This window comes from Sulfitobacter sp. 1A13679 (assembly GCF_043557115.1).
Taxonomy (GTDB): Bacteria; Pseudomonadota; Alphaproteobacteria; order Rhodobacterales; family Rhodobacteraceae; genus Sulfitobacter; species Sulfitobacter faviae.
Window position 1 is genome coordinate 13,791 of record NZ_JBIFFO010000026.1, and the last position, 25,413, is coordinate 39,203.

Genomic DNA, 25,413 nt, shown 5'->3' on the forward strand with positions numbered 1-25,413 from the left:
GGTATACCATATGGTATACCGACAAAAGGTATATCGAGGCGGAGGCGGGCTCTTAGCCCCGAGAGGAGGCAACATGACGGATAAAATCGAAACGCTCGGGGATGCCACCTTCAAGCGGCTGAAGGCGATGATCCTGGACGGCACGCTTGAGCCGGGCACGCGACTAAGCGAAAAGAAGTTCGCCGACCATTTGGGCGTATCGCGCACACCGGTGCGAGAGGCAATCGGTCAGCTGGTCAGCGAAGGCCTTGCCAAGCGCAGTGCGGGTAGCGCGCCGGTGGTCTCAAGCGTGTCCTTGAACGAGATCATGGAGATCCTCCATGTCCGTAGCTTGCTGGAATGTGAGGCGGCACGCAAAGCTGCATCTTCGGGCAAGAAAACCGCGGAGCTAAGCGATATTCGCAATAAAATGCAAGGGTTTATAGATGGCCCGCGCCCTACAGCGGCAGAGCATTCGGCTCTGGATATGCGGCTGCATTTCATCCTTGCCGAGATGGCAGGCTCAAATCTTCTGCTCGAGCTGATCGAAAGCCTTAAGGTCAAAACCGGCATGTACGATCAAGGTTCGATCCCTGATCGTCTAGTGCCGGGGTGCGAGGAGCATATCGCTTTGATCAACGCGGTCATCGCCAAGGAGCCCGACGCCGCCAGCGCTGCGATGAAGCTGCATCTCAGCAATGTTCGAGAATCGATCATTTCGCACATTTATCATCCATTCTAATCCCCGTGGGGCAGCGCCGACGCAAAGGTGGTTGACTCAGCATTCCGGTTGTATACCGTAGGAATACCAATTAGGAACGCAGTGGGGATTCCATGCAGGCGCAACGACCCGAGGGCGGTATCGTTCTCGCGATCACCTTTCAGTATTACCGCGATTTGCCGACAGCGATGCGCTTCTACGAGGACGTGCTGGGCCTGACGCTCGCCATTGATCAGGGGTGGTCCAAGATCTACCGGATCGACGGCCAAGCCCATGTCGGCCTCGTGGATGAAACCCGCGGCATGCAGAAATGGCAGGAGAAGAAGACCGTTCAGCTTTGCCTGCGCGTGCCGGATGTCGACGCTTGGTATGCTTGGGCTGAGGCCAACAAGGTCGCCGGGCTGACCAAGATGTTCGACAGTGATGAGCTGGGCATCCGCGCCTTCGCCATGAACGATCCCGAGGGCTATCAGATCGAGGTGCAGACTGCCCGCCCGGGCAACTGACGCCGATCCGTCACCATAATGAATGAGGGCCCGCCAAGTGGCCCCGTCACCCATCCAACAGTGGAGAAGCTACCCATGAAATATCTCAGTGAAACCGCGCTGCGTGCCAGTGCCCTCGGTCTGGCCTTGATGGCCACGACGGCGGGCGCGGCATTGGCCGAGAAATCTGTCACCATCGGCCTCACCGCGGACCCCAGCCACCTCTACCCGCTGGCGGGCGAGGAGTTGTCGTCCAACATCATGTATTACCACCTCTACGATCCGCTGGTGAAGCGCAGCGCCGATCTGTCCTTCGGGCCCGGTCTTGCGGAAAGCTGGGAGAATGTCGATGACACCACATGGCGCTTCAAGCTGCGCGAGGGCGTGACCTTCCACAACGGCAACGACTTCACCGCCGCGGACGTGGTCTTCACCGTCGAGAAGGCGCGCGAGTCGATCCGCCCGGACCTCGTGGCCAACATCGCCTCGATCACCGCGGTCGACGATTACACCGTCGAGATCAAGACGCCCAAGCCCTACGCGGTGCTGCCCAATGATCTGGCTGAACTGCTGATCCTCGACAGCGAATACACCCAAGCCACTGGCGACGAGAAGATGGACCTCGAGCCTATGGGCACCGGCCCCTACAAGCTGGAAAGCTGGATCAAGGAAGAGAAGCTAACCCTTTCGGCCAATGACGACTACTGGGCCGGCGAGCCCAAGATCGACACTGTCACCTTCCGCCCGATCACCAATCCCGCGACACGCACCGCGGCACTGCTGACCGGGGAGGTGGATGTGATCCAGGACCTCGCGGTGCGTGACGTGGACCGGGTAAAACGCGAAGAGGGTTTTGAGGTCGTCACCCGCCCGAGCCTTCTGAACGTCGTGCTGGCCATGGATACCCGGGAGAAATCCCCGACCATCGAAGGCGACAACCCGATGACCGACCAGCGAGTGCGCGAAGCCATCGCGCGGGCCATCGACACCGATGCGATCAATAAGATCGTCATGAACGGTTTGGCCACCCCGAGTGACCAATTCGTGCCGGAAAGCCACATCGGCTATGCCGACGGCATGAGCTTCCGAGAGATGTACCCGGTGGACATCGAGAAGGCGAAAGAGCTGATGGCCGAGGCAGGCTATGCCGACGGCTTCACCATGACGCTGGATGCCACCAACAACCGCTACGTCAACGACGCGCAGATCGCGCAGGCGCTGGCCTCGATGCTGGCCAAGATCAACATCGACTTGCAGCTGAACATCATGCCGAAGTCGAACTTCTGGGGCTACATCCGCGTGCCCACAGAGAACTCCAGCTTCATCATGTCGGGCTGGGACGTGCCGGCGGGGGATGCGGGCTCCATGTATGGCGCGCTGTTCTACACCCGCGACAAGAAGGAAGGCTACGGGCAGGTCAACCGCGGCTCCTACTCCAACCCGGAGCTCGACGCGCTGGTCGACAAGGCCGACGCCACTCCCAGCATCGAGGAGCGCGACCAGTACCTGCAGGAAGCTTCCAAGCTCTTGTTGAACGACATCCCGATGATCCCCGTGCATTACGAGCAGGACATCTACGCCAAGCGTGACGGCGTGATGCTTGAGCCGCGCGTGGATAAGTTCATCTGGGCCTATGACATGGACGTGGCCGAGTAAGCCGCCGCCTCCGGCCCCGGCGGCCTGCGCTGCCGGGGTCTTTCCTCTCCTTGCCGAAAGACTGTAGCCGCTGATGTTCGGATATCTGCTCAAACGTCTGATCCAGATGACGCTTGTCCTCTGGATCGTCTCCGTGATCGTCTTCTTGATGATGAGTTTCACCGGCGATCCGGTGTTCATGGTCGTGCCGATCGACGCCACCGATGCCGAGATCGCGCAGGCGCGCCGCATCCTCGGGCTCGACCAGTCGCTGCTGGTGCAATACGGGCGCTTCATCACGAGCCTCGTGCAGGGCGATTTCGGCAATTCCTACGTCTTCCGCCAGCCCGCGATGACGCTGATTTTGGAGCGTCTCCCCGCCACCGTCGAGATGGTGCTGGTCGCCATGGCGCTGGCGCTCGCGGTAGCCATTCCGCTTGGCGTCTATGCCGGGGCCAACCCGAACTCTCGCATCAGCCGCACGATCATGGCGGGCTCCCTTCTGGGCATCTCGCTGCCGGGCTTCTGGGTCGGCATGGTGCTGATCTTCCTCTTCGCCGTGCATTGGGGGATTTTTCCCTCCTCGGGCCGGGGCGACACGGCCGAGATCTTCGGGCTACGCATCAGCTTGCTGACCGCCGACGGCTGGCATCACATTATCCTGCCCGCAGTGACGCTCTCGCTCGCCACCATGGCGATCCTACTGCGCATGACCCGCGCGGGCATGATGGAGGTCGGGCGGCAAGACTTCATGAAATTCGCCCGCGCCAAGGGCGCCACGCGCCGCGACGTGCTCTATAAACACGGGCTGAAAAACGCGCTTATTCCGGTCATCACCATCTTCGGTCTGCAACTGGGCGATCTCATCGCCTTTGCCACGATTACCGAGACGATCTTTTCCTGGCCCGGCATGGGCAAGCTCTTGATTGACAGCATCTACCGCGCCGACCGCCCGGTGATCGTCGTCTACCTGATGCTGGTGGCGCTGATCTTCGTGGTGATCAATTTCCTCGTCGACATCGTCTACACGCTGATCGACCCGCGCATCACGTTGAAATGAGGGCGGTGACATGACGGCATTCTTCCAATCCGAGTTTTTCTACAACTACCGTCGCAGTTCCTCGGCGATGATCGGCAGCGCGCTGATGGCATTCTTTGCCCTCGCGGTGCTGCTTGGCCCCTTCCTCGTGGCGCAAGACCCTTATGACATCGCGGCGCTGAACCTGATGGACAGCTACAAGCCGCCGTTCTGGCTCGAAGGGGGTGACCCGCAGTTCTGGCTCGGCACCGACGGGCAGGGGCGTGACGTCTGGGCCTCGATCGTCTATGGCGCGCGGATCTCGCTCTTCATCGGGCTGGTGGCGATGGCGGCCTCCTGTTTCATCGGCACGCTTCTGGGCCTGATCGCCGGGTTCTACGGCGGCATTGTCGACAGCGTCATCATGCGCATCGCCGACATCCAGCTTTCCTTCCCCTCGATCCTGATCGCGCTGTTTCTGATGTCCGCCGTGGGCACCGGGATCGACAAGGTGCTGATCGCGCTGACGGCCGTCGGCTGGGTGGTCTATGCCCGAACCGTGCGCGGCTCGACCCTCTCGGAGATCGAGAAGGAGTATGTGCAGGCGGCCAAGGTCGCCGGCCTGCCGAACCACAAGATCATCCGCAAACACGTGCTGCCCAACGTGCTGACACCGCTCATCGTCATCGCGACCATTCAGGTCGGCACCTTCGTGCTGATCGAGGCGTCGTTGTCGTTCCTCGGCGTCGGCGTGCCGATCACCCAGCCGTCGCTGGGGCTGTTGATCAAGAACGGTTTCGACGTGCTGTTCTCCGGCCTGTGGTGGACCAGCGTTTTTCCCGGCGTGGCAATCATGATGCTGGTCTTTGGCATCAACCTCTTTGGCGATTTCCTGCGCGACGAACTGAACCCGAGGCTGAAATGATGCGCGACACGGTACAGCAAAAACTGCTCGAGGTCCGCGACCTTAGGACCCATTTCCACACTTTCGCGGGCACGGTGAAAGCCGTGAACGGCGTCAGCTTCGATATCGCGGCGGGCGAGGTCATGGGCCTCGTGGGTGAGAGCGGCGGCGGCAAATCAGTCGTCGGCTTCTCGATCCTTGGGTTGATTGACAGCCCCGGCAAGATCGAAGGCGGGGAGATCCTGCTCGACGGCGAGGACCTTGTGAAAGCCGGGGAAGCGCGGCTTCGCGAGATCCGCGGGCGTGACATTTCGATGGTGTTCCAAGACCCAATGACCTCGCTCAACCCGCTGCATACGGTGGGCCGCCAGATGGATGAAGTATTGCGCCTGCACAGCGACTTGGACGCCGAGGCGCGTCACGCGGCCTGCGTGGAGATGCTGGAGAGCGTCGGCATCAGCCGTGCGGCGGAGCGGCTTAAGGCCTATCCGCACCAGTTCTCGGGCGGGATGCGCCAGCGCGTGGTGATCGCCATCGCGCTTCTGGCGCGGCCCCGGTTGATCATCGCGGATGAGCCGACGACGGCGCTCGACGTGACAATCCAGAGCCAGATCCTAAAACTGATGCGCCGCCAGATCGCCGAGAAGGGCGCCTCGATGATCCTCGTCACCCACGACCTCGCCGTGGTTTCCGAGATGGCCGACCATATCACCGTGCTCTATTGCGGCAGCGTGGTGGAGCGTGGCCGCACCCGCGAGCTGATTGAGGCCCCGGCGCATCCCTATACCCGCGGGCTGATCGACAGCATCCCGGACCTCGGCAACCGTCACGAACGGCTGAAGCAGATCCCCGGCACCGTGCCGGATATTCGCAACCTGCCCCGGGGTTGCAACTTCCGCGACCGCTGTCCGCGCGCGCAGGCCCTTTGTGCGGAGATCGAACCCGATCTGATGCCACAGCGCGGCTCGTTATCGGCGGCCTGCCACTTTCCTCTCAGCCCCGGAGACACCGCATGACCGATGCCCCTGCACCAATGCTCGACGTGCGCGACCTTGAGATGCATTTCTCCTTAGGCGGTTCTGTCCTCGACCGACTGCGTTTTGGCAAGAAGGGCCCTCGGATCGACAAGCCTGTGGTCCGCGCGGTCAACGGGGTGAACTTCAGCATCGAACGCGGTGAAATCATGGCGCTGGTGGGCGAAAGCGGCTGTGGCAAGTCCACCGTCGCCAAGACCATCGCGCGCATCTACAAACCCACGGGCGGCGAACTGCGCATTGATGGTGAGGACGTGGCCGAGCACGACTTCGCGCAGATGTTGCCTGTCCGCGCCAAGATGCAGATGATTTTTCAGGACCCCTATGCCTCGCTCAATCCGCGTCAGAAGGTGCGCGACATCGTGGCGGAGCCGCTGCTGCAGCAGACCAAGACCGCCGCCGAACGGCGCGAGGTGCCTGAAAAGATCGAAGCACTGCTGGCGAAGGTCGGCCTCAACGCCGAACACGCAGGGCGCTATCCGCACCAGTTCTCCGGCGGCCAGCGCCAGCGCATCGGCATCGCACGGGCGCTGTCGGTCACGCCGGGGCTGATCGTCGCGGATGAGCCAGTCTCGGCGCTCGACGTCTCGATCCAGGCACAGATTCTGAACCTGATGAAGGACCTGCGCGACGAGTTTGGCCTCGCCTATCTTTTCATCAGCCACGATCTCTCGGTCGTGCATCACATCGCCGACAAGATCGGCGTGATGTACCTCGGTTTCATGGTCGAGAACGCCCCGCGCGACGTGCTGTTCTCGCGCCCACGTCATCCCTACACACGCGCGCTTCTCTCGGCTGCGCCCAGCATCAAGGCCAAGCGCGACACGCAGGAGATCGAGCTTTCGGGTGAGGTGCCCTCGGCGCTCTCGCTGCCCTCGGGCTGCTGTTTCCGCACCCGCTGCCCCTTTGCCTGGGACCGCTGCGCCGCCGAACGGCCCGACCTGCGCGATGTGGGCGACGGCCAGACCGTCGCCTGCCACCTGATCGATGAGCCGGAAAGGGATGTCGCATGACCCTGATCGCACAAGCTCGGCTGGGCCTTCACGACCCGCATGACTGCACCGACGCCAGTGACGAGTTGACGGTGCTGCACGCGATCTACGACACGCTGGTGAAACGCGACGGGCAGGGGTTTGTCCCCGCGCTGGCGCGTGATTGGGAGGTGTCGGAGGACGCGACGGTCTGGACTTTCACGCTAGAGCCGGAGGTGACCTTCCACGACGGCACCCCCTGCGACGCGAAGGCGGTGGCCGCCTCGCTCAATCGCATGGCGCGGGAGGACAAGGGCTATACCCTGGGCGCGCCGGCAGTCTGGCGGCAGTTTCTGGGCGGAGCCAAGCTAGAGGTTCTGGCACCGACGCGGCTGCGCGTTACCCTGACCGCGCCGATGGCGGATTTGCTCGACGTGCTGGAGCAGGGCTTCATCGTCGCACCTTCGGCTTTCGCGGCGCTCGATGCGGGGGATTACAGTGTTCAGATTGGGAGCGGGCCTTACCGGATTACAGAGATCACGCCCGAGCGGATCAGTGCCGAACGGATAGCGGGGCATTTCTCCGGGACCCCCGCCAATGAGACGGTCACATGGCTGCTGGAACCCGACACCGACAAGCGTCAGGCGATGCTGGCGGAGGGCAGGGTACAGGTCGCGAACGGTCTTGACTTCGCGGCCTCGCGCAGCCTCGGCGCGATGCGGCACGAGTTCCTTTCGCCCGTCGCGATCATCTATCTGCTGAATGCCGCGCGCGGTCCGCTGGCCGATGCCCGTGTCCGCCGGGCGCTGAGCCTTGCGGTCGACCGCGAGGCCATCGTCGAGACCGTGATGCAGGGCGCTGCCCGCCCGCTGCGCGGCTTTGTCAGTCCGAACCATTTCGGGGCCGGCACGGGGCAGGGCGCGCAGATGGACCGCGACACCGCCCGCTCCCTGCTGGCCGAAGCCGGGCACGGCGACGGTCTGACGCTCGACGCCGATTGCCCGACCCGCCTGCCGGACGAGGCCGAGCGGCTGACCGCCGCGCTTGGCGAGCAGCTCAAGGAAGTGGGGATCACGCTCAACGTGCACATCCATCCCGAGCGCGAAGATTATGCGCACATGGTACGCCGCAAGGAAATCCGCGACCTCTGCGTCTTCGATTCAAGCCCGATGAGCACCTACCGCGTGCTGTACGAGAAGATCGACAGCCGCGTGGCCGGCTCCTGGTGGCAGGGCTATGCCAACTCCAAGATCGAGGCGCTGATCGACAAGGGCCGTGTGATGCCCGACCGCGATGCGCGTGCGCGGGTCTGGCAGAAAGCTTACGCGCTGCTGCAGGAAGACCCGGCGTGGCTTACGCTCTACAACCCGCTGCGGGTGATCGGCATCGCGGGGGAGCATCCCGATTTCGCCATGCCCGCCGACGGGGTGATCGACGTGTCCGCCTTGCCGCATCTGCCGGAGGTGGCCCATGCTGGCTGACACGCTTCTGACTGGCGGCATCGTCATCACCATGGACCCCGCTCGCCGGGTGATCGAGACCGGTGCGGTGGCCGTCCAAGACGGCAGGATCGTGGCCATCGGCCGGGCCACCGAACTCGCCGAACAGGTCGAGGCCGCCGAGGTCATCGACTGCACCGGCCATGTCGTCTTTCCGGGGCTCGTGGATGTGCATGCCCACGCCGGCCATGGTCTGATCAAGACCATGGGCATGCGCGGGGGAGATCGTTGGGAGGCGATCTGCGGCGAGGTCTATACACAGATCTCGCCCCCCGATTTCTGGCGTGCGGAAGCGCGGCTTGCCGCCCTCGAGCGGCTGCGCTTCGGCGTGACCACCGGCGTGTCGCTCTTGGGCGGCGGCGACACGATCATGCGCAGCGACGATCCCGCCTATGCCGCGGCGCATTGCGAAGGCGTGCTGGAGGTCGGCACCCGCAGCGTCGTGGCCGTGGGCCCCACCCGCGCACCACACCCGCTGACTTACGCCGATTGGGAGACCGGCGAGCGGCGCCCCTATCCGGTGAGCTTCGAGCAGCAGTTCGACACCGCGAAAGCCGTGGCTGAAGACTGGCATGACACCCACGCGGGCCGGATCAACATCGCCATGCTCTACCCCGTCCTGCGCGACGAACACGAACGCGACATGGCCCCGGAAGATTACGCCGCCGCCTGCGCGCAGACCCAAGCGGTGCAGGCCCATGCCCGCGACAAGGGACTGGTGTTTACCCAGGACGGGCACTGGCGCGGCTCGATCCGGCGGGCCAAGGAACTGGGGACATTGGGGCCGAACGCGCTGCTGTCGCATTGCATCGACCTGCACGACGACGAAATGATCGCCGTGGCCGAAACAGGCACTAAGATTGCGCATAACCCCTCGGCCAATGCCTCGATCTCGGGCCGTTGCCCGGCGGTCGAGATGATGGACATGGGCGTCTGCGTGGGCCTCGGCTCGGACGCCACAGCGCCGGACCGCTCGGGCGACATGTTCCGACATATGCAGCAGGCGATGCATTACCACCGCCGCCATTTCCGTGACGCCGACGTGCTGCCGATCGGAAAGGTTCTGGCGATGTGCACCATCGACGGGGCGCGCGCGCTCGGGATGGAAGACCGCATCGGCTCGCTGGAGGTCGGCAAACAGGCCGACATCGTGACCATGGACCTTTCCCGCCCGCATCTGCAGCCCGGCAACATGGCAGTGCACCGGCTGGTTTGCTTTGCCAACGGCAATGACGTGAGCAACGCGATGGTGGGCGGCGCGATGGTGCTGCGCGACGCCCGTGCGACACGGCTCGACGAGGGCGCGGCCCTGCGAGAAGCGGCCACGCAGGCCGAGTTGATGATCGACCGCTTGGGCGGCGCGCCGGACCTCGAATTGCCCGCGAATTTCTGGGGCGGCGCCCCCCACGGCACGGAAGGCCAGCCATGACCATCTACATCATCAACCCCAACAGCAGCCAGCATGTGACCGACGGCATCGACCGCGCGGTCGACCCGATGCGCGCGGACTCCCCGGTACCGATCGTGGCGGGGACGCTGGCCGAAGGCCCCCCGGGGATCGAGACGCAGGCCCATGTCGACGGTGTCGTCGGCCCGATGCTGTCGCATTGCGCGGCGCTCGAAGATCAGGCCAGCGCCTTTGTCGTTGCCTGTTTCTCGGACCCCGGGCTTGCCGCCCTGCGCGAGCAATCGCAGCGGCCCGTCCTGGGTATCGCGGAATCGGCAGTTCTGACGGCGATGACGCTGGGCCAGCGTTTCGGCATCATCTCGATCCTGCGCCGCTCGATCCCGCGACACATGCGCTACCTCGGCGCCATGGGGGTGATGGATCGGCTCGCGGGCGACGAACCCTTGGAGCTTGGCGTGCTGGAACTGGCCGACGAAACCCGCACCTTCGAGCGGCTGAAGACCGTCGGCACCTCGCTGCGCGATGGCGCGGGGGCGGATGTGTTGATCCTCGGCTGCGCCGGGATGACCGCCTTTCGCGGTGAGCTTGAAACAACCCTCGGCGTGCCCGTCATCGAGCCCTGTCAGGCGGCCACCGCCATGGCGATCGGCCGGGTCGCCCTGCAACAGACAAGATAGGAGAGAACATGTCCGCACTCACAGCAGAGGCGAAAGGCGTCTTTGTCATCGCCGTGACCCCCTTTCACCCCGATGGCCGCATCGACATGGAAAGCTGCGACCGCATGGTCGACTTCTATCTCGAAGTGGGGGCCACGGGCCTGACGGTCTTGGGCATGATGGGCGAGGCCCCGAAGCTCACGATCGAGGATTCGCAAGAGGTCGTCGCCCGCATCCTGAAACGCGTCGATGGCCGGGTGCCGGTGGTCGTGGGCGTCTCCGCCCCCGGCTTCGCGCAGATCGACACGCTAACGCGAGCCGTGATGGTTCTCGGTGCCGCCGGTGTCATGGTGGCCCCGCCCGGGAGCCTGCGTACCGACGACCAGATCGTGAATTACTACCGGCAGGTGGCCGAAGTGTTGGGCGACGTGCCCTTCGTGCTGCAGGATTTCCCGCTCGTCACCGGCGTGCAGATCGCGCCCAAGGTGATCGCACGGATTGTCAACGAACTGCCCACCTGCGTCTGTTTGAAACATGAAGATTGGCCAGGGCTTGAGAAGATCTCCGCCCTGCGCGCCGAAGGCATGTTGGTGCGCCCGCTCTCGATCCTCTGCGGCAACGGCGGGCTGTTCCTGCCCGAGGAGATGGGTCGCGGCGCCGATGGCGCGATGACCGGCTTCGCCTACCCGGAAATGATGGTGCAGGTGGTCGATCTGTGCAGCCGCGGCGAGCTGACCCGCGCGCAGGACATCTTCGACGCCTACCTGCCGCTGGCACGTTTCGAGCAGCAGCCGGGGCTGGGTCTGGCGATCCGCAAATACACGCTCGCGAAGCGCGGCATCATCGCCCATGACGCGCAGCGCCGCCCCGGGGCTGCGCTCAGCGAAGCCGCCCGCGCCGAGGTCGACCGGCTGATCGCGCGACAGGAAAAACGACTGAAGGAACTGAACTGATGGATCTCGAACTGAACGGCAAACGCGCGCTTGTACTGGGGGCCAGCCGGGGCCTCGGCATGGCGATTGCCAAGTCTTTAGCCGCCGAGGGCGCGACCGTCTTTGCCGCCGCGCGCAGCCGCGACAAGATCGCCGATTGGGCGGAAGGCATGGAGAACGTGCATCCCGTTGAATGCGACCTGTCGGACCTCGCCCAAGTCGACGCGCTGGCCGATCAGCTGCTGTCGGGCGGCGGCGCGGACATCATCGTCAACAACGGCGGCGGCCCGCCCCCGGGCACCGCGCAAGCGGCCGAGCGTGGCCAGTGGCTTGCGCATTTCGAGGCGATGGCGGCAAACCTCTTTCACCTCAATACGCGGCTTTTGCCCGAGATGAAGGCACGCGGATGGGGCCGGATCATCTCGATCACTTCCTCGGGCGTGGAGCAGCCCATTCCGAACCTCGCGCTCAGCAACGGCATCCGTTCGGCGGTGGTGGGCTGGTCGAAGACGCTGGCAAACGAGGTCGCGGGTGACGGCATCACCGTCAACGTGGTCATGCCCGGGCGCATCCACACGCAGCGGGTGGATGAGCTCGACGCCGCCGCCGCCAAGCGCACCGACAGCGACGTGGCCGAGGTGGCCGCCAAGTCCCGCGCCACGATCCCGGCGGGGCGCTACGGCAAGCCCGAGGAATTCGCCGACGTGGTCACCTTCCTCGCCTCGGCGCGCGCGGGCTACGTCACCGGGTCGCGCATCCGCATCGACGGCGGGTCGATCAAAGGGGTTTGATCGGGATCGGTCAAAGAGAAAAGCCGCCAAGAGGGTGCTTGGGCCCCAATGGTTACTACATAAAGGGTGTCCACCCGAGGTCTGTTCGCATCAAAACGGACCTGTCTAGCGCGCGCAGCGGTACGCCATCGCGCTGGACAGGCGGCCGTCAGTATCTCACTACTTGCGCGCGTAAACGTCCTCGTAGCGAATGATGTCATCCTCACCCAAGTAGGACCCGGTCTGTACTTCGATCAGCACCATTGGGACCCGGCCGGGGTTCTCCATCCGGTGGACCGCGCCAAGCGGGATATAGACCGATTGGTTCTCGGTTACCAATTGGACATCGTCATCAACGGTTACCTTTGCCGTGCCTTCCACGACGATCCAGTGCTCCGAGCGGTGATGGTGGCTCTGCAAAGACAGGGCGGCGCCGGGATGGACCACGATGCGCTTTACCTGAAACCGGCCTCCGATAATCAGGCTCTCGTACCACCCCCAAGGCCGGAAATCGCGTGGCAACTGCACCGCTTGGCTGGCACCCTTAGCCTTCAGTGCCGCGACCGCTTCCTTAACCCGTTGCGCTTGGGCTTTCGGCGCCACCAGAACGGCATCGGACATGGCAATGACCATCATATCGTCAAGGCCGATGCCCACGACTTCCTGCCCCGGTGTTTCCGAACGCAAGAGCGAGTTGGAACAGTCAATCGCCGTGGCGTGATCCGAGGTGGCATTCCCCGCCATGTCCTGCGGGCTTTCCATCCAAACGGCGTCCCATCCCCCGAGATCGGACCATTCATGGCGGTAGGGCATGACCGCTAGGTTATCGGCCTTTTCCATGATCGCATAGTCGATCGAAATGTCTTCCGCTTCGCTCCAAGCCTCAGGGGCCAATCGGGTGAAGCCAAGGTCGGTATCCGCGCCTTTCAAGGCGGCCTCTACGGCGGCGAGCAGTTCGGGGGCATGCGCCCGGTATGCCGTGATCAGCGTTTCTGCGGTAAAGAGGAAAATGCCAGCGTTCCAGAGGAAATTGCCCGCCGCCACCATGTCAGCGGCGCGTGCCGCCTCGGGCTTTTCGACGAAACGCGCCAGTGCTTGGGGACTGTCGGCTTGGGCATCACTGCCTGCGGCAAGCTCCAGATAGCCATAGCCGGTTTCGGGCCGGGTAGGGGTGATGCCGAAGGTAACCAGATCGCCCTCCTGCGCCCGGGGGACAGCCGCCTGGACAGTTTCGCGAAAGGCGTCGGCCTGCGGGATCAGGTGGTCAGACGGGGCCACCAGCATCAATGCCTTTGGGTCTTTCTGCGCCATCCAGAAAGCCGCGGCGAGGATCGCCGGGGCGGTATTGCGGCCCTCGGGTTCGATCAGAATGCCTTGCGGGGCCAGTTCCACAGCGGCCAACTGCTCTGTTACGATAAAACGAAAGGGATCACCTGTCAGAACGACCGGAGCAGCGAAACCTTCACCGGAAAGCCGCTTGGCAGAGACCTGAAACAAGCTTTGCTCCCCCATAATGCGGGCGAACTGCTTGGGGTGGGATTTGCGGGACAATGGCCAAAGACGTGTACCGGAGCCGCCACAAAGCAGGATGGGGTGAATTGTCACAATAAATCCTTTTTTTACAACGGCTTAGGCATCCATAAAGTCTAACGCTCAGGAGATGACTACACCGAAAAGTCTACCTTGGGTACCGTAGAATGCATTCTGTGGCCGATGGCCATCCGTCATGTTGACCGAAGCGGACCATCGAAGAAACGCACCTGCGCACCAACCGCAGCGCGCGATTGAGGAGGGCGGTCTTACTTCAACGTCGCAAGATAGCTGCCATAGTCATTCTTGGTGAACATCTCGGCGCGTTCTGCGAGGGCCTCTTCGTTGATCCAACCATTTTTAAAGGCGATCTCTTCCAGACAGCCGGTTTGCAATCCTTGCCGTTCGGTCAGCGTGCGGACAAAATTTCCCGCGTCCAACAGGCTGCCATGGGTGCCGGTATCCAGCCAAGCATAGCCGCGCCCCATGCGTTCGACCTGCAATTTGCCCGCCCGTAGATACATCTCAAGCAGTGAAGTGATCTCCAATTCGCCGCGCGCCGATGGCTGAACCTCTGCGGCATGTTTCGGGGCATCGCCGTCAAGAAAATAGAGACCCGTCACAGCGTAGTTCGAGGGCGGCACATCGGGTTTTTCGATGATCTCTTGGGCTATGCCATCTGCGTCAAAGCCGACGACCCCGTAACGTTTTGGGTCAGAGACGTGATAGCCAAACACCGTGCCCCCTTCGATGCGCGCATCTGCGGCGGCCAGCATATCCGGCAACCCATGCCCGAAAAAGATGTTGTCCCCCAGCACCATAGCCGAAGGGGCACCAGCTAGAAAATCTTCGGCCAGCAGATAGGCTTGCGCTAAACCGTCGGGGCTCTCCTGCACGATGTAGGTCAGGTTGATCCCCCATTGGCTGCCATCGCCGAGCGTTCGGATGAATTGCTCTTGATCCTGCGGCGTAGTGATCATGGCGATGTCACGGATGCCCCCGAGCATGAGAACCGATAGCGGATAGTAGATCATCGGCTTGTCGTAGATCGGCAGCAGTTGCTTCGAAATCCCCATGGTGATGGGGTAGAGCCGTGTGCCAGATCCTCCAGCCAGAATGATGCCTTTGCGTTTGCTCATGATCGGGCTCCAAGGTCTTTGAGTATATCTGTGAGCGTCTCACGCCAGTCGGGGCGCGGGATGTCGAAAACGGTCTCAGTGGCGCGACAATCCAGACGGGAATTCAGCGGTCTTTGGGCCGGGGTTGGATACTCGGAAGAGGGGATGTCCGTTACCGTGCAATCAAGCTGTGACCGCGCGAAAATTTCACGGGCGAAATCGGCCCAGCTGACATCCGGCGCGCCGGAGAAATGATATGTGCCGCTTTTGGCCGGATCGTCTATCAATTGCCGCGCAATGGCATGACAGGCGGCAGCGATCTCGGCAGCGCCGGTGGGGCCGCCGATTTGGTCGGCGACAATGTTGAGCGCGTCACGCTCTGCCCCGAGCCGCAGCATGGTTTTGACGAAGTTCGACCCATGGACCGAAACCACCCAAGAGGTGCGCAGGATGGCATGGGTGCCACCCGCCGCCCGTACCGCCTGCTCTCCGGCCAGTTTGCTGCGGCCATAAGCGCCAAGAGTAGCGGTTCGATCCTCTGGCTGCCATGGCAAGTCGCCGCCGCCGTCGAAGACGTAATCGGTCGAAATCTGGACGAAAGGGATGGCCAGCACCGTACAGGCACGGGCCATGGCGCCGGGGGACGCACCGTTGATCGTGGTGGCGCGCGGTTCTTCCTCTTCCGCCCTGTCGACAGCCGTATAGGCCGCCGCATTGATTACCGCCTCGGGACGCTTTCTGTGGATCAGGGCGGCGCAGGCCTCTGAGTTTTCGAGATCGGCGGCGTCACGTCCGTGACATTCCGTTCCCTCCAAGGCGGCGAGTTCGCGCGCGACCTGACCCGTTTTGCCGAAGACGAGGATGGTCATGTGCTCACCCCTTGGTGCCAAGCCGTTGGCCCACGCCATCGCGGTGCTGCAGCGTGCGCCACCAGTCCTCATTATCGAGATACCATTGCACAGTACGCTCCAGCCCCTCTTCGATCGTCACCGACGGGCGCCAGCCCAGTTCATCACGAATACGGCTTGGATCGATGGCATAGCGCAGATCGTGGCCAGCGCGGTCCTGCACAAAGGTGATCTGATCGGCGTAGGGCGTTTCCTTGGGGCGCTTTTGATCGAGAATGCTGCATATGGTCTTCACAAGGTCGATGTTGCGCGCCTCGTTCTCGCCGCCGATGTTGTAGCTGCGCCCCAAGGCGCCTTTTTCCAGCACCAGCAGCAGCGCGTCGGCGTGGTCTTCTACATAGAGCCAGTCACGCACGTTGAGCCCCTCGCCATAGACTGGGATCGGCTTGCCCGCCAAGGCGTTCAGTATCACCACCGGCACCAGTTTTTCGGGAAAGTGGAAGGGCCCGTAGTTGTTGGAGCAGTTGGTCAACACGACCGGCAGACCATAGGTCTCATGCCATGCGCGGACCAGATGATCGCTAGAGGCTTTGGAGGCGGAGTAGGGCGAGCGCGGGTCATAAGGCGCCTCTTCGGTGAACATGCCCTCTGCACCCAGCGAGCCATAGACCTCATCCGTTGAGATGTGGTGAAAGCGGAACGCTTCTGGCTTGCCGCGCGCCACCCAATAGCGGCGCGCGGCTTCGAGCATGTTGTAGGTGCCGGTAATATTGGTCTCGATGAAATCCCCGGGTCCGTCGATTGAGCGGTCCACATGGCTTTCCGCGGCCAGATGCATCACCGTGTCTGGCTGATGCGTCGCGAGAATACGATCCAGCGCCGCGCGGTCGCGAATGTCGGCATGCTCAAAGGAATAGAGCGGATCATCCGCCACACTGGCGAGATTTTCGAGACAGCCTGCATAGGTCAGCGCATCCAAATTGACGACCGCATGCCCCCGCGCCACCGCCAGCCGCACCACTGCTGAGCCGATAAAGCCGGCGCCGCCCGTCACCAGAATCTTCATGTCGTTTCCCCATAGGTAAATGGGCTGTCGAAAGCCGCCCAATGCGCGGCCTTGGCGTCTTTGTCAGAGAGGATTGCCTCCCCGGCTATTCCCCAATCGATGCCAATATCAGGGTCGTCAAAACGCACAGCCCCATCGCATTCAGGCGCATAGTAATCGGTGCATTTATAAATGATCTCTGTGTCAGGCGCGCGCGTCGCAAAGCCATGCAAAAAGCCCTTGGGGATCAGCAGTTGCAATCCATTTTCAGCGGTCAAGTCATAGCCGACCCATTGGCCATAAGTCGGGCTGCCCTTGCGGATATCCACCGCCACATCGAACAGCGCGCCTCGTCCACAGCGCACCAGCTTGTCCTGGTCATGGGGCGGGGCCTGAAAATGCAATCCGCGTACGGTTCCCGTGGCGGCAGAGAGCGAGTGATTATCCTGCACGAAATCTAAGGCGACTCCATGTTCCGCCAGTGTCTTGCGGCTCCAGCTTTCTGAAAAGAACCCTCGCTCATCGTCGAACCTCATGGGTTTTATCAACAGGACTCCTGGCACGGCGGTTTGGGTAACTTCCACCATTGCGTTCTCCTTAACGATTTCTCGTTTTCTCTAGCTAACACCAGAGTTGTTAGATGACATAATTATAATCGTCGCCAAGTAGCATCTGTTAATGCAACAGTTCTTAGTTAGCCCCTCAACGCAGGAAGACCCACGCCCGTAGCGTCGAACCCGCCGTCGGATGCGACGATCTGCCCGGTCACATAGCTCGCCCGTTCGCTCGCAAGAAAATATATGACATCCGCGATTTCACGCTCAGAGCCGTAGCGGTTGAGGGGGATCGCGTCATGATAGGCCGCGCGTATCTCCGGCGAGTGGACGGTCAGCGCGAGTTTCGTGTCCACCGGTCCAGGGCAGACGCAATTCGCGCGGATCCCGACTTCGCCAAGCTCCGCCGCCTGCTGTTTGGTCAGATGGATCACTGCCGCTTTGGAAGTCCCATAGGCGATACGCAACGTTGAGGCCCGCAACCCGGAGATCGAGGCGATGTTCACGATGGCCCCACCCCGGGCGGAGAGGAGCGCGAGACAGGCTTGGGACATCAGAAACACGCCGTCGAGGTTGGTCTCCATCACGCGCCGCCAGCGGGCAAAATCAGTCTCGGCCAAAGGGCCGAAATCGGCGACGCCTGCGTTATTGACCAGAATATCGAGGCGCCCGAAGGTTTGCTCCACCTTTGCAACGGCTTGCGCGACTTGCTGGGGGATCGAAACATCACAAGTGATGGCGAGCACGCCGGGGAGGGTGGCCGCGGCTTCCGCCAGTTCTTCCGCATCGCGGTCGAGCATTACGACGCGGCGGCCTTCGGCGTGGAAAAGCGCGGCAGTGGCAAGGCCGATACCGCGGGCGGCACCGGTGATCAGGGCAACGGTATCGTTCATTTCAGCACCTCGGGCAGGAAGAGGGAGATGGCAGGCACCGCCGCAACGATGGCAAGGCCGATGACGCTGATCGCGAGGAATGGCAAAGCGGCGCGGGCGATATGCTCCAAGGGTTGACGTGTGATGTTCGCGGCGACGTAGAGATTGATCCCGACGGGCGGGGTGATGAGGCCGATGGCGAGGTTCACCATCACCAGCACGCCGAACCAGACCGGATCCCAGCCAAGTTCGCGCACAACGGGCAGGAAGATCGGCAGAGAGATGAACATCACGGTGACCGGGTCCATGAACATGCCCGCGATTAGGAGGATCAGCATGATCACCATCAAGATCACCCCGCCATTGTCCGAAAGGCCGAGCAATTGGCCAGAGTATTGGCCAACGAGGTCTTCGACCGTCACGACCCAACCGAACAGGCTGGCATAGGCGACAACCAACATGACGACGGCCGAAGAGGAAGCGGCCTCGGTCAGAGCGTCGTAAAGGGCGCGGATAGAGAGCGTGCGATAGGCAAAGGCGCCTACGGCGATGGCATAGACGGTGGCCACGAGGGCGGCTTCGGTCGGGGTGAAGATGCCGGAGTAGATGCCGCCGAGGATGACGACCGGGGTCATCAGGCCCCAGAAGGACTCGCGGAAGCTCTGCCCAAGATCGCGCCAATAGCCTTTGCTGGGCGGCGCAGGGGAGAGCTTGTCCAACTCCGCCCGGTTGGTCGATTTGATGAAGGGCAGGATGATCAGCATCAGCACGCCCATGAAGAGGCCCGGGATGATCGCTGCGATAAAGAGTGCGGAGATCGATGTCTCGGCAATAACGCCATAGATCACGAGGCCGATGGACGGGGGGATGACGATGGAGAAGGCCGCGCCCGTGCAGACCAAAGCGGCGGCGGCAGCGCGAGGGTATCCGTCTTCTTGCATGCCTTTGATGATCATCGGGCCGATGGCCGCGACGGAAGCGGGGCCCGAGCCCGACACCGCGCCCCAGAAGAGGCAGACCACGGTGCCGACGACACCCATACCGCCGGGGAGGTTGCCGATCAGGATGCGAAAAAAGCGGATCATCCGCTCGGCGATGCCGAGGGTGCCCATCAATGTCCCCGCGAGAATGAAGAAGGGGATGGCGAGCAGGGCGTATTTCGCAATGCCGGTGGCGATCAAATCGCCCGCAAGGTCAAAGCCAAAGCCGATTTGCCACATGGCGTACATGGCCGAGAGGCCGAGCGCGAAGGCCACGGGCACGCGCAGGGCCATCAGCAGAAAGAAGGCGACGATCATCTGGGTGCCGGCACCCATGCTAAAGATATCAAACACTGGATTATGCTCGCGGTTCTTGGCGCGTCGCGCGCCACATTTCTGCGGCATGTTGCAGGTAACGGATGATGATCAGGGCAAAGCCGAACGGCAGGCCGATCTGATACCACCACGCAGGCACGCCGAGCGCATAGCTGCGGATGCCGCTGCCGATCTGGTTCATTAAGGTGGCCCAAGAGAACCAAGCCGAAGCCGCCAGAAGCAGGACCGAAAGGATCACCGACAGCAAGAATACGGCCCGGGCTGCAGGGCGGGGCAGAAAATCTTGAACGATCGTGACCGCCAAATGCTGCCCCCGCCGCGCGGCAATCGCGGCGCCAAAGACGGTCAGCAGCAAAAAGCCGTTGGTCAGCAGCTCTTCCGAGGCGGCGAAGGAATAATGCGTGGCATAGCGGACCACCACATTGATGAAACCGATCAGCGTCATGCCAAGAAACAGCACGGCGCAGACGATCTTTTCAAACTCATTCAGCAGAAATCGCAAGGCTCTGACCCTCCCGGATCAGCGCGGCCCCGGTGCAGGGCCGCGCCGGGGCTTTAGTTCGCGGGTGTCGCGGCGATGGCGTCTTGGAAGCTACCGACGATGTCGGTACCGACTTTGGCGGCCCAAGTGTCGAAGGCGGGTTTGGTCGCTGCCCGGAATGCGGCCAGTTCCTCTTCGGAGGGCTCGTAGACCTCCATTCCTTTATCACGCAGGAATGCGACGCCCTCGGCGGTACCTTGGCGGGTGATCTCGCGCTGGTATTCCATGGCTTCGGTCGCCGCTGCGCGCATCTGTTCTTGGGTCGCCTCGTCCAGATCGCCCCAGACTTCGGTCGAGACGCCAAGGAAGATCGGGTCATAGGAGTAGTGCCAAGCGGTCAGGTGTTTTTGCACCTCGAAGACCTGCTGCGGAATGATCACGGCCCCGATCGGGTTTTCCTGACCATCGACCACACCCTGCTGAAGCGCGGTCATCGTCTCGCCCCATTGCATCTGTTGCGGGTTGGCGCCGAGCGCGTTCATCACGTCGATATACATCGGCCCGGCGACGCGCATGTTCAGACCCTTCATATCTTCGGGGGTCTTGATCGGGCGGACATTGTTGGTGACCTCGCGAAAGCCGTTTTCACCCCAAGCCAGCACTTCGATACCCTTCTCGCGCAGGATGTCTTCAAGCAATTTCGCCGGTTCGCCTTGGGTGGTCGCGTCAACCTGATCGTAGTTGGCATAGAGATAGGGCAGCGAGAAGACGGCCATCTCGGGCACTAAGGGGGTCACGTTGATCGCCGAGGTGACGACGAGATCCAGCGCCCCGCGGCCCACCATCTCGGCCTGTTTCATCTGGTCGCCGCCGGAAAGCTGTGCGTTGGGAAAGACGCGAACGTCAAAGGCGCCGTCGGTTTTTTCGGACAGAAGCTCACCGAATTTTTCGGCCCCCTTGTGCCAAGTCGTGGTGTCGCCGGTGTTATGCGACAGACGCAGGGTGTCGGCGCTGACCGCGCCGGAGAAGACGGCGGTTGCAAAAATTGCGGCCAAACCCGCCTTTGAAATCATTTTCATAATAGTTCCTCCCTCATTAAGTCATAATATGGAACAGAGTTTGTCGGCTCGGGCAAGATATTTCTTGCAATCAAAGAAAGAATGCGCAGTTCTTTGTGGCGAACCCCGGAATCCCGATGCAAGAGGTCCATATTATGAACGGCGGAGATCAGGCGACCCCCGCCAGCGGCAGTCAAGCGGTGGACCGTGCCTTAGCGCTTTTGCAGATCACCGGGCGCGCAGCGAGGCGGGGCGCGTCTTTGTCGGAGTTGATCAAGGCGTCCGGTTTGGGCAAGCCCACGGTGCGGCGGCTGATGCTTGCGCTGATAAGGCGCGGTCTGGTGGAGCAGGACAGCGCCTCGCGGCTCTATTTTTTGGGGGAGGAAAGCTATGTTCTCGGCACCCTCGCGACCCCGCGCCATGGGCTATTGGAGATTGCGGCGGATGCGGCCGTGCGGCTTGCGCAGGTGAGCGGAGACACGGCTTTCGTCAACATGCGGCGCGGCTCGGCGGCGGTTTGTCTGCACCGCGAAGACGGGGCTTTTCCGATCCGGACCCATGCGCTTGAGACCGGCGCGCAGCACCCTTTGGGCATCGGCGCAGGCTCCCTCGCGATGCTTAGCGCGCTGCCGGATGCGGAAGTCGAGATGGTGATCAAAGACAATGCCGAACGGATGGCCCGCGATTACCCGGACTATGACGCCGACCTTCTGCGCAGCGACGTCGCGCGAACACGGGAGCGGGGTTTCGCCCTTAATCCCGGGCGGATCGTGCCGGGCAGTTGGGGCATCGGTGTGGCCCTTTGCCGCCCCGGCGGATCCGTGGCGGGGGCCATGTCGATCGCCGCGATTGAAAGCCGAATGCTGCCACCGCGCGATGGCGAACTGGCGGAATTGTTGAAGCGCGAAGCGCGGAAAATTGAAATCCGGTTGGCGCGCAGGATGCCGCAGCCGGTACTGGAGGAGGATGAATGATGACGGACCCCTATATCGTGGGCTGGGCCCATAGCGCCTTTGGCAAAAGCGAAGCGCCCGATACCGAAGCACTGATGGCGGAGGTCACCGGCCCGGCCTTGACCCATGCGGGCGTCGATGCCGAAGACGTGGATGGTATCTTTGTCGGTGTCTTCAATAACGGTTTCTCGGATCAGGATTTTCAGGGTGCGCTTGTCGGCATGGGGAATGAGGCTTTGGCCCGCGTCCCCGCCACCCGCTATGAAAACGCCTGCGCGACCGGCTCCGCGGCACTGCACGGGGCGATGGATTTCATCGCCAGTGGGCGGGGCAAGATCGCCTTGGTCGTCGGGGCCGAGAAGATGACCGCCACCCCGGGCGCGGAGGTGGGGGGCATCCTGCTCGGCGCCTCATACCGGGCGGAGGAAGCGGGCGTTGGCGGCGGCTTTGCCGGGCTTTTTGGGCAAATCGCGGGCAGCTATTTCCAGCGCCATGGCGATCAATCCGAAGCGCTCGCGATGATCGCCGCGAAGAACCACCACAACGGAATGCAGAACCCGCTTGCCCATATGCAGCGGGATTTCGATGTGGCCTTTTGCAATACGGTGTCCGAGAAGAACCCCCTCGTGGCTGGCCCCCTGCGGCGCACGGATTGCTCGTTGGTCTCTGACGGGGCGGCGGCGATGGTCGTGGCAGCACCCGAGGTGGCGGCCCAGTTGCAGCGCGCCATCCGTTTCCGCGCCCGCAGCCATACCAACGAACCGCTGGCGCTGTCGCGGCGGGACATCACCCGTTTTGACGGCGCGCGCCGGGCGTGGGAACAGGCCTTTGCGGCAAGCGGCCTGACGCTGGACGACCTGAGCCTCGTGGAAACCCACGACTGTTTCACCGTGGCGGAGCTGCTGGAATACGAGGCGATGGGTTTGACCGAGCCGGGCCAAGGCAGCCGCGCCATTCGCGAGGGGTGGACCGCCAAGGACGGGCGGCTGCCGGTGAACCCCTCGGGCGGGTTGAAGTCGAAGGGCCATCCGATCGGGGCCACTGGCGTGTCGATGCATGTCATGGCAGCGATGCAGTTGATGGGGGAGGCGGGCGGCATGCAGATCCCCGATGCCGAGCTTGCGGGGGTGTTTAACATGGGCGGGGCGGCGGTGGCCTCCTATGCCTCGATCCTTGAGCGGGTGGCGTGATGCAGCCCGTCTCTACCCGCGTCATGAACCTCTCGCAGTTTCTGGCCGACTCTGCGCGACGTCACCCTGAGGAGATCGGGCTGGTCTGGGGCGAAGATACTTGGGCTTGGTCCGAGTTGGAAGCGCGCGCCACCGCCTTTGCCGCCGCTCTGCGCGACCGTTATGGCATGCGCAAGGGCGACCGGTTGCTGGTACAATCCGCGAACTGCAACCAGATGTTCGAAGCGGCCTTTGCCTGCTGGAAACTCGGCTGCGTTTGGGTGCCTGCCAATTTCCGCCAAACGCCGGAGGAGGTCGCATGGCTCGCCATGTCTTCGGGCGCCAAGGGGCTCTTGGCCGGGGCCGAATTCGCCGGGCATATCGCGGCCTGCAAAGATGTCGATTTCACCGTCACGATTGGCGGTGAGGGGGAGGGCGGTTACGACGCGCTTGTGGCCGCGTTCGCGGAGGTGCCGGTCACCGTGGCCGAGGTAGATCGCGACGATCCCGCGTGGTTCTTCTTTACCTCCGGCACCACCGGCAAGCCCAAGGCGGCGGTGTTGACCCATGGCCAATTGGCCTTTGTCATCACCAACCATCTGTGCGACTTGATGCCGGGGACGGGGCCGGATGACGCCTCTATCGTTGTCGCTCCGCTGTCGCACGGGGCGGGCATCCATCAGTTAACGCAGGTGGCCCATGGGGTGAAAACCATCCTGCCCGGTGGCGCAAAGTTCGATCCTGCCGAGGTTTGGCGCTTGGTCGCCAAATGGGGCGTGACGAATGCCTTTACCGTGCCGACAATCGTGAAGATGCTGGTCGAACATCCCTCGGTTCATGAGCACGACCACTCCAGCCTGCGCTACATGATCTATGCCGGGGCGCCGATGTACCGGGCCGACCAAATCCGCGCGATTGAGGTTTTGGGCCCTGTTCTGGTTCAGTATTTCGGCCTGGGCGAGGTGACGGGCAATATCACCGTGTTGCCGCCCGCGCACCACTCCGCCGATGATGCCGTGATGCGGATCGGCACCTGCGGCTTTGCCCGCACGGGGATGCAGGTGCAGGTGCAGGATGCCGATGGCAAAGAGGTCGCCCCCGGCGAGACGGGAGAGGTCGCCGTGATCGGCCCGGCAGTTTTCGCCGGATATCACAACAACCCCGAGGCCAATGCCAAAGCCTTCCGCGGTGGCTGGTTCCTGACCGGCGACCTTGGGCATATGGATGCCGAAGGGTTTCTTTACCTCACCGACCGCGCGTCGGACATGTATATCTCGGGCGGGTCCAACATCTATCCGCGCGAGATCGAGGAGAAGATCCTGCAACATCCGGCCATCAGCGAATGCGCCGTGTTGGGAATGCCTGATCCGACATGGGGCGAGGTCGGCATCGCCGTTTGCGTCGCCCAAGGGGCGGCGCCTGAGGCCGATGGGTTGCTCAGTTGGCTGGGGGACAAGGTGCCGCGCTATAAGATGCCGAAGGCCGTCGTCTTTTGGGATGAGATGCCAAAGTCGGGCTACGGCAAGATCACCAAGAAGTTGATCCGGGCCGAGCTGGCCGAACGGGGCGAGCTTGCGGATGTCTGAGGCGCCATTGGCGCAACATCCCGGACCCGCAGCAGCGGCGCGGGTCAGCGCGGTGCCCTGTCGGGCGACGCATCGCCGGGTGACCTTGGCCGCAGGAGCGACGCTTTTGCAGGCGATGGCGGAGGCGGCTGATGGCGCAGGCGCGTGGTTCGACCTGAGTGATCTGCCTGTCGAAAGGCTCACCTTCATGCGCCCTGCGGCTTCGCCGGATGATCGGCATGTGGCGTGGTACAGCGAAGAGACGGTGTTGCGCGATGCCGTGATCGAACGGGCCGGTGCGCATCTGGGGCGGCGGGATGGCTCGGCATTCGCGCATATTCACGGGATGTGGCGCGCGGAGGACGGGGCCTGTCATGCGGGGCATCTTTTGGCAGAGAAATCGGTCCTCTCGGCAGATCATACCGTTGATGTTTGGCTGCTCGAAGGAGCCATCCTCGAAACCGCGCCAGATGCTGAGACGGAGTTCACCCTGTTTCGGCCCGTCGCTACGGGTCCGGTGGACAGCCCGAACGCCGTGCTTGCCACGATCCGGCCCAACGAGGTGATCGAAGACGGCATCGAGAAATGCGCGGCGGCTTCCGACTTGCCAGTCAGCGCGGTGAAAGGTCTGGGGAGTTTCGTCGGTACGCAATTGCGGGGGCAGCCAGCGCTTAGGGATATTGCGACCGAAGTGCTTTTGGTGGGGGAAGATGGACGCAGCGCGATTTCCGTGGGCCTTGAGGGCCCGCCGGTGAGGGGAGAACTGGCGGCGCGGGCCAACCATGTCTGTGTGACCTTCGAGGTGCTTTTGCTTTCGCAGGGCGAATGAACACTATCGCCGAAATGAGAATGCATGCCGCGTGGTCGTCGCGGCATGCAGTGAAAGCTCAAT

Annotated in this window: 25 protein-coding genes; 16 read left to right on the forward strand and 9 right to left on the reverse strand. The window is 62.7% G+C overall.

Annotated elements, in window-relative coordinates; genetic code table 11:
- The first annotated feature begins 73 nt into the window (after positions 1 to 73).
- From ACGYLA_RS17090 to ACGYLA_RS17145, 12 genes are all read left to right on the forward strand, one after another.
- Positions 74 to 721, forward strand: a complete 648-nt coding sequence (locus ACGYLA_RS17090) for a GntR family transcriptional regulator (protein ID WP_394434065.1) — start codon at positions 74 to 76, stop codon at positions 719 to 721.
- A gap of 92 nt (positions 722 to 813) precedes the next feature.
- Positions 814 to 1,206 carry a VOC family protein gene (locus ACGYLA_RS17095; RefSeq protein WP_209219524.1) on the forward strand — a complete coding sequence of 131 codons (393 nt, stop codon included), beginning with the start codon at positions 814 to 816 and terminating at the stop codon, positions 1,204 to 1,206.
- 75 nt (positions 1,207 to 1,281) lie between these two features.
- Positions 1,282 to 2,841: an ABC transporter substrate-binding protein gene (locus ACGYLA_RS17100; RefSeq protein WP_394434067.1), complete on the forward strand. Its 1,560-nt coding sequence runs from the start codon at positions 1,282 to 1,284 to the stop codon at positions 2,839 to 2,841.
- A 73-nt stretch (positions 2,842 to 2,914) separates the two neighbouring features.
- Positions 2,915 to 3,880: an ABC transporter permease gene (locus tag ACGYLA_RS17105; RefSeq protein WP_209219526.1), complete on the forward strand. Its 966-nt coding sequence runs from the start codon at positions 2,915 to 2,917 to the stop codon at positions 3,878 to 3,880.
- A 10-nt stretch (positions 3,881 to 3,890) separates the two neighbouring features.
- Positions 3,891 to 4,763: an ABC transporter permease gene (locus ACGYLA_RS17110; RefSeq protein WP_209219527.1), complete on the forward strand. Its 873-nt coding sequence runs from the start codon at positions 3,891 to 3,893 to the stop codon at positions 4,761 to 4,763.
- Entirely contained in the window at positions 4,763 to 5,758 is a 996-nt protein-coding gene (locus tag ACGYLA_RS17115; RefSeq protein ID WP_394434069.1) for an ABC transporter ATP-binding protein, read from the forward strand. Before ACGYLA_RS17110 ends, ACGYLA_RS17115 begins: the two co-directional genes overlap by 1 nt.
- On the forward strand, positions 5,755 to 6,789 hold the full coding sequence (locus ACGYLA_RS17120; protein ID WP_394434071.1) for an ABC transporter ATP-binding protein: 1,035 nt from the start codon (positions 5,755 to 5,757) through the stop codon (positions 6,787 to 6,789). The genes ACGYLA_RS17115 and ACGYLA_RS17120 overlap by 4 nt, the downstream gene beginning before the upstream one ends.
- Entirely contained in the window at positions 6,786 to 8,228 is a 1,443-nt protein-coding gene (locus tag ACGYLA_RS17125) for an ABC transporter substrate-binding protein (protein ID WP_394434073.1), read from the forward strand. Before ACGYLA_RS17120 ends, ACGYLA_RS17125 begins: the two co-directional genes overlap by 4 nt.
- On the forward strand, positions 8,218 to 9,675 hold the full coding sequence (locus ACGYLA_RS17130; RefSeq protein ID WP_394434076.1) for an amidohydrolase family protein: 1,458 nt from the start codon (positions 8,218 to 8,220) through the stop codon (positions 9,673 to 9,675). The genes ACGYLA_RS17125 and ACGYLA_RS17130 overlap by 11 nt, the downstream gene beginning before the upstream one ends.
- The gene (locus tag ACGYLA_RS17135; protein ID WP_394434078.1) at positions 9,672 to 10,331 is read left to right on the forward strand and encodes an aspartate/glutamate racemase family protein; all 660 of its coding nucleotides are present in this window, start codon (positions 9,672 to 9,674) and stop codon (positions 10,329 to 10,331) included. The genes ACGYLA_RS17130 and ACGYLA_RS17135 overlap by 4 nt, the downstream gene beginning before the upstream one ends.
- Positions 10,332 to 10,339: 8 nt before the next feature.
- Positions 10,340 to 11,263, forward strand: a complete 924-nt coding sequence (locus tag ACGYLA_RS17140; protein WP_394434080.1) for a dihydrodipicolinate synthase family protein — start codon at positions 10,340 to 10,342, stop codon at positions 11,261 to 11,263.
- Positions 11,263 to 12,033, forward strand: a complete 771-nt coding sequence (locus ACGYLA_RS17145; protein ID WP_394434082.1) for an SDR family oxidoreductase — start codon at positions 11,263 to 11,265, stop codon at positions 12,031 to 12,033. The genes ACGYLA_RS17140 and ACGYLA_RS17145 overlap by 1 nt, the downstream gene beginning before the upstream one ends.
- A 159-nt stretch (positions 12,034 to 12,192) precedes the next feature.
- Here ACGYLA_RS17145 and ACGYLA_RS17150 read toward each other — a convergent pair whose 3' ends face one another.
- From ACGYLA_RS17150 to ACGYLA_RS17190, 9 genes are all read right to left on the reverse strand, one after another.
- Complete coding sequence (locus ACGYLA_RS17150) at positions 12,193 to 13,617, reverse strand: mannose-1-phosphate guanylyltransferase/mannose-6-phosphate isomerase (RefSeq protein ID WP_394434084.1); 1,425 nt, start codon at positions 13,615 to 13,617, stop codon at positions 12,193 to 12,195.
- Between the two features lie 194 nt (positions 13,618 to 13,811).
- Positions 13,812 to 14,681 carry a glucose-1-phosphate thymidylyltransferase RfbA gene (gene rfbA / locus ACGYLA_RS17155; protein ID WP_394434086.1) on the reverse strand — a complete coding sequence of 290 codons (870 nt, stop codon included), beginning with the start codon at positions 14,679 to 14,681 and terminating at the stop codon, positions 13,812 to 13,814.
- The gene (gene rfbD, locus ACGYLA_RS17160; RefSeq protein WP_394434088.1) at positions 14,678 to 15,529 is read right to left on the reverse strand and encodes a dTDP-4-dehydrorhamnose reductase; all 852 of its coding nucleotides are present in this window, start codon (positions 15,527 to 15,529) and stop codon (positions 14,678 to 14,680) included. Before rfbD ends, rfbA begins: the two co-directional genes overlap by 4 nt.
- A 4-nt stretch (positions 15,530 to 15,533) precedes the next feature.
- Positions 15,534 to 16,574 carry a dTDP-glucose 4,6-dehydratase gene (gene rfbB, locus ACGYLA_RS17165; RefSeq protein ID WP_394434090.1) on the reverse strand — a complete coding sequence of 347 codons (1,041 nt, stop codon included), beginning with the start codon at positions 16,572 to 16,574 and terminating at the stop codon, positions 15,534 to 15,536.
- On the reverse strand, positions 16,571 to 17,140 hold the full coding sequence (gene rfbC, locus ACGYLA_RS17170) for a dTDP-4-dehydrorhamnose 3,5-epimerase (RefSeq protein ID WP_394434092.1): 570 nt from the start codon (positions 17,138 to 17,140) through the stop codon (positions 16,571 to 16,573). Before rfbC ends, rfbB begins: the two co-directional genes overlap by 4 nt.
- A gap of 107 nt (positions 17,141 to 17,247) precedes the next feature.
- Positions 17,248 to 18,000 (reverse strand): SDR family NAD(P)-dependent oxidoreductase, encoded by a 753-nt coding sequence (locus tag ACGYLA_RS17175; RefSeq protein WP_394434094.1) that lies wholly within the window; start codon positions 17,998 to 18,000, stop codon positions 17,248 to 17,250.
- Positions 17,997 to 19,313 carry a TRAP transporter large permease gene (locus ACGYLA_RS17180; RefSeq protein ID WP_394434096.1) on the reverse strand — a complete coding sequence of 439 codons (1,317 nt, stop codon included), beginning with the start codon at positions 19,311 to 19,313 and terminating at the stop codon, positions 17,997 to 17,999. The genes ACGYLA_RS17175 and ACGYLA_RS17180 overlap by 4 nt, the downstream gene beginning before the upstream one ends.
- Positions 19,314 to 19,317: 4 nt before the next feature.
- On the reverse strand, positions 19,318 to 19,797 hold the full coding sequence (locus tag ACGYLA_RS17185; RefSeq protein ID WP_394374367.1) for a TRAP transporter small permease: 480 nt from the start codon (positions 19,795 to 19,797) through the stop codon (positions 19,318 to 19,320).
- Between the two features lie 53 nt (positions 19,798 to 19,850).
- Positions 19,851 to 20,855 (reverse strand): DctP family TRAP transporter solute-binding subunit, encoded by a 1,005-nt coding sequence (locus ACGYLA_RS17190; RefSeq protein ID WP_394434097.1) that lies wholly within the window; start codon positions 20,853 to 20,855, stop codon positions 19,851 to 19,853.
- Positions 20,856 to 20,989: 134 nt separating this feature from the next.
- Between ACGYLA_RS17190 and ACGYLA_RS17195 the strand changes: the two genes are divergently transcribed.
- The 4 genes from ACGYLA_RS17195 to ACGYLA_RS17210 are packed head-to-tail and all read left to right on the forward strand — an operon-like array spanning position 20,990 to position 25,350.
- Positions 20,990 to 21,808, forward strand: a complete 819-nt coding sequence (locus ACGYLA_RS17195; RefSeq protein WP_394434099.1) for an IclR family transcriptional regulator — start codon at positions 20,990 to 20,992, stop codon at positions 21,806 to 21,808.
- Entirely contained in the window at positions 21,808 to 22,977 is a 1,170-nt protein-coding gene (locus ACGYLA_RS17200; RefSeq protein WP_394434123.1) for an acetyl-CoA acetyltransferase, read from the forward strand. Before ACGYLA_RS17195 ends, ACGYLA_RS17200 begins: the two co-directional genes overlap by 1 nt.
- On the forward strand, positions 22,977 to 24,542 hold the full coding sequence (locus tag ACGYLA_RS17205) for an acyl-CoA synthetase (RefSeq protein WP_394434101.1): 1,566 nt from the start codon (positions 22,977 to 22,979) through the stop codon (positions 24,540 to 24,542). The genes ACGYLA_RS17200 and ACGYLA_RS17205 overlap by 1 nt, the downstream gene beginning before the upstream one ends.
- On the forward strand, positions 24,535 to 25,350 hold the full coding sequence (locus tag ACGYLA_RS17210) for a hypothetical protein (protein WP_394434103.1): 816 nt from the start codon (positions 24,535 to 24,537) through the stop codon (positions 25,348 to 25,350). Before ACGYLA_RS17205 ends, ACGYLA_RS17210 begins: the two co-directional genes overlap by 8 nt.
- Positions 25,351 to 25,413: the final 63 nt, after the last annotated feature.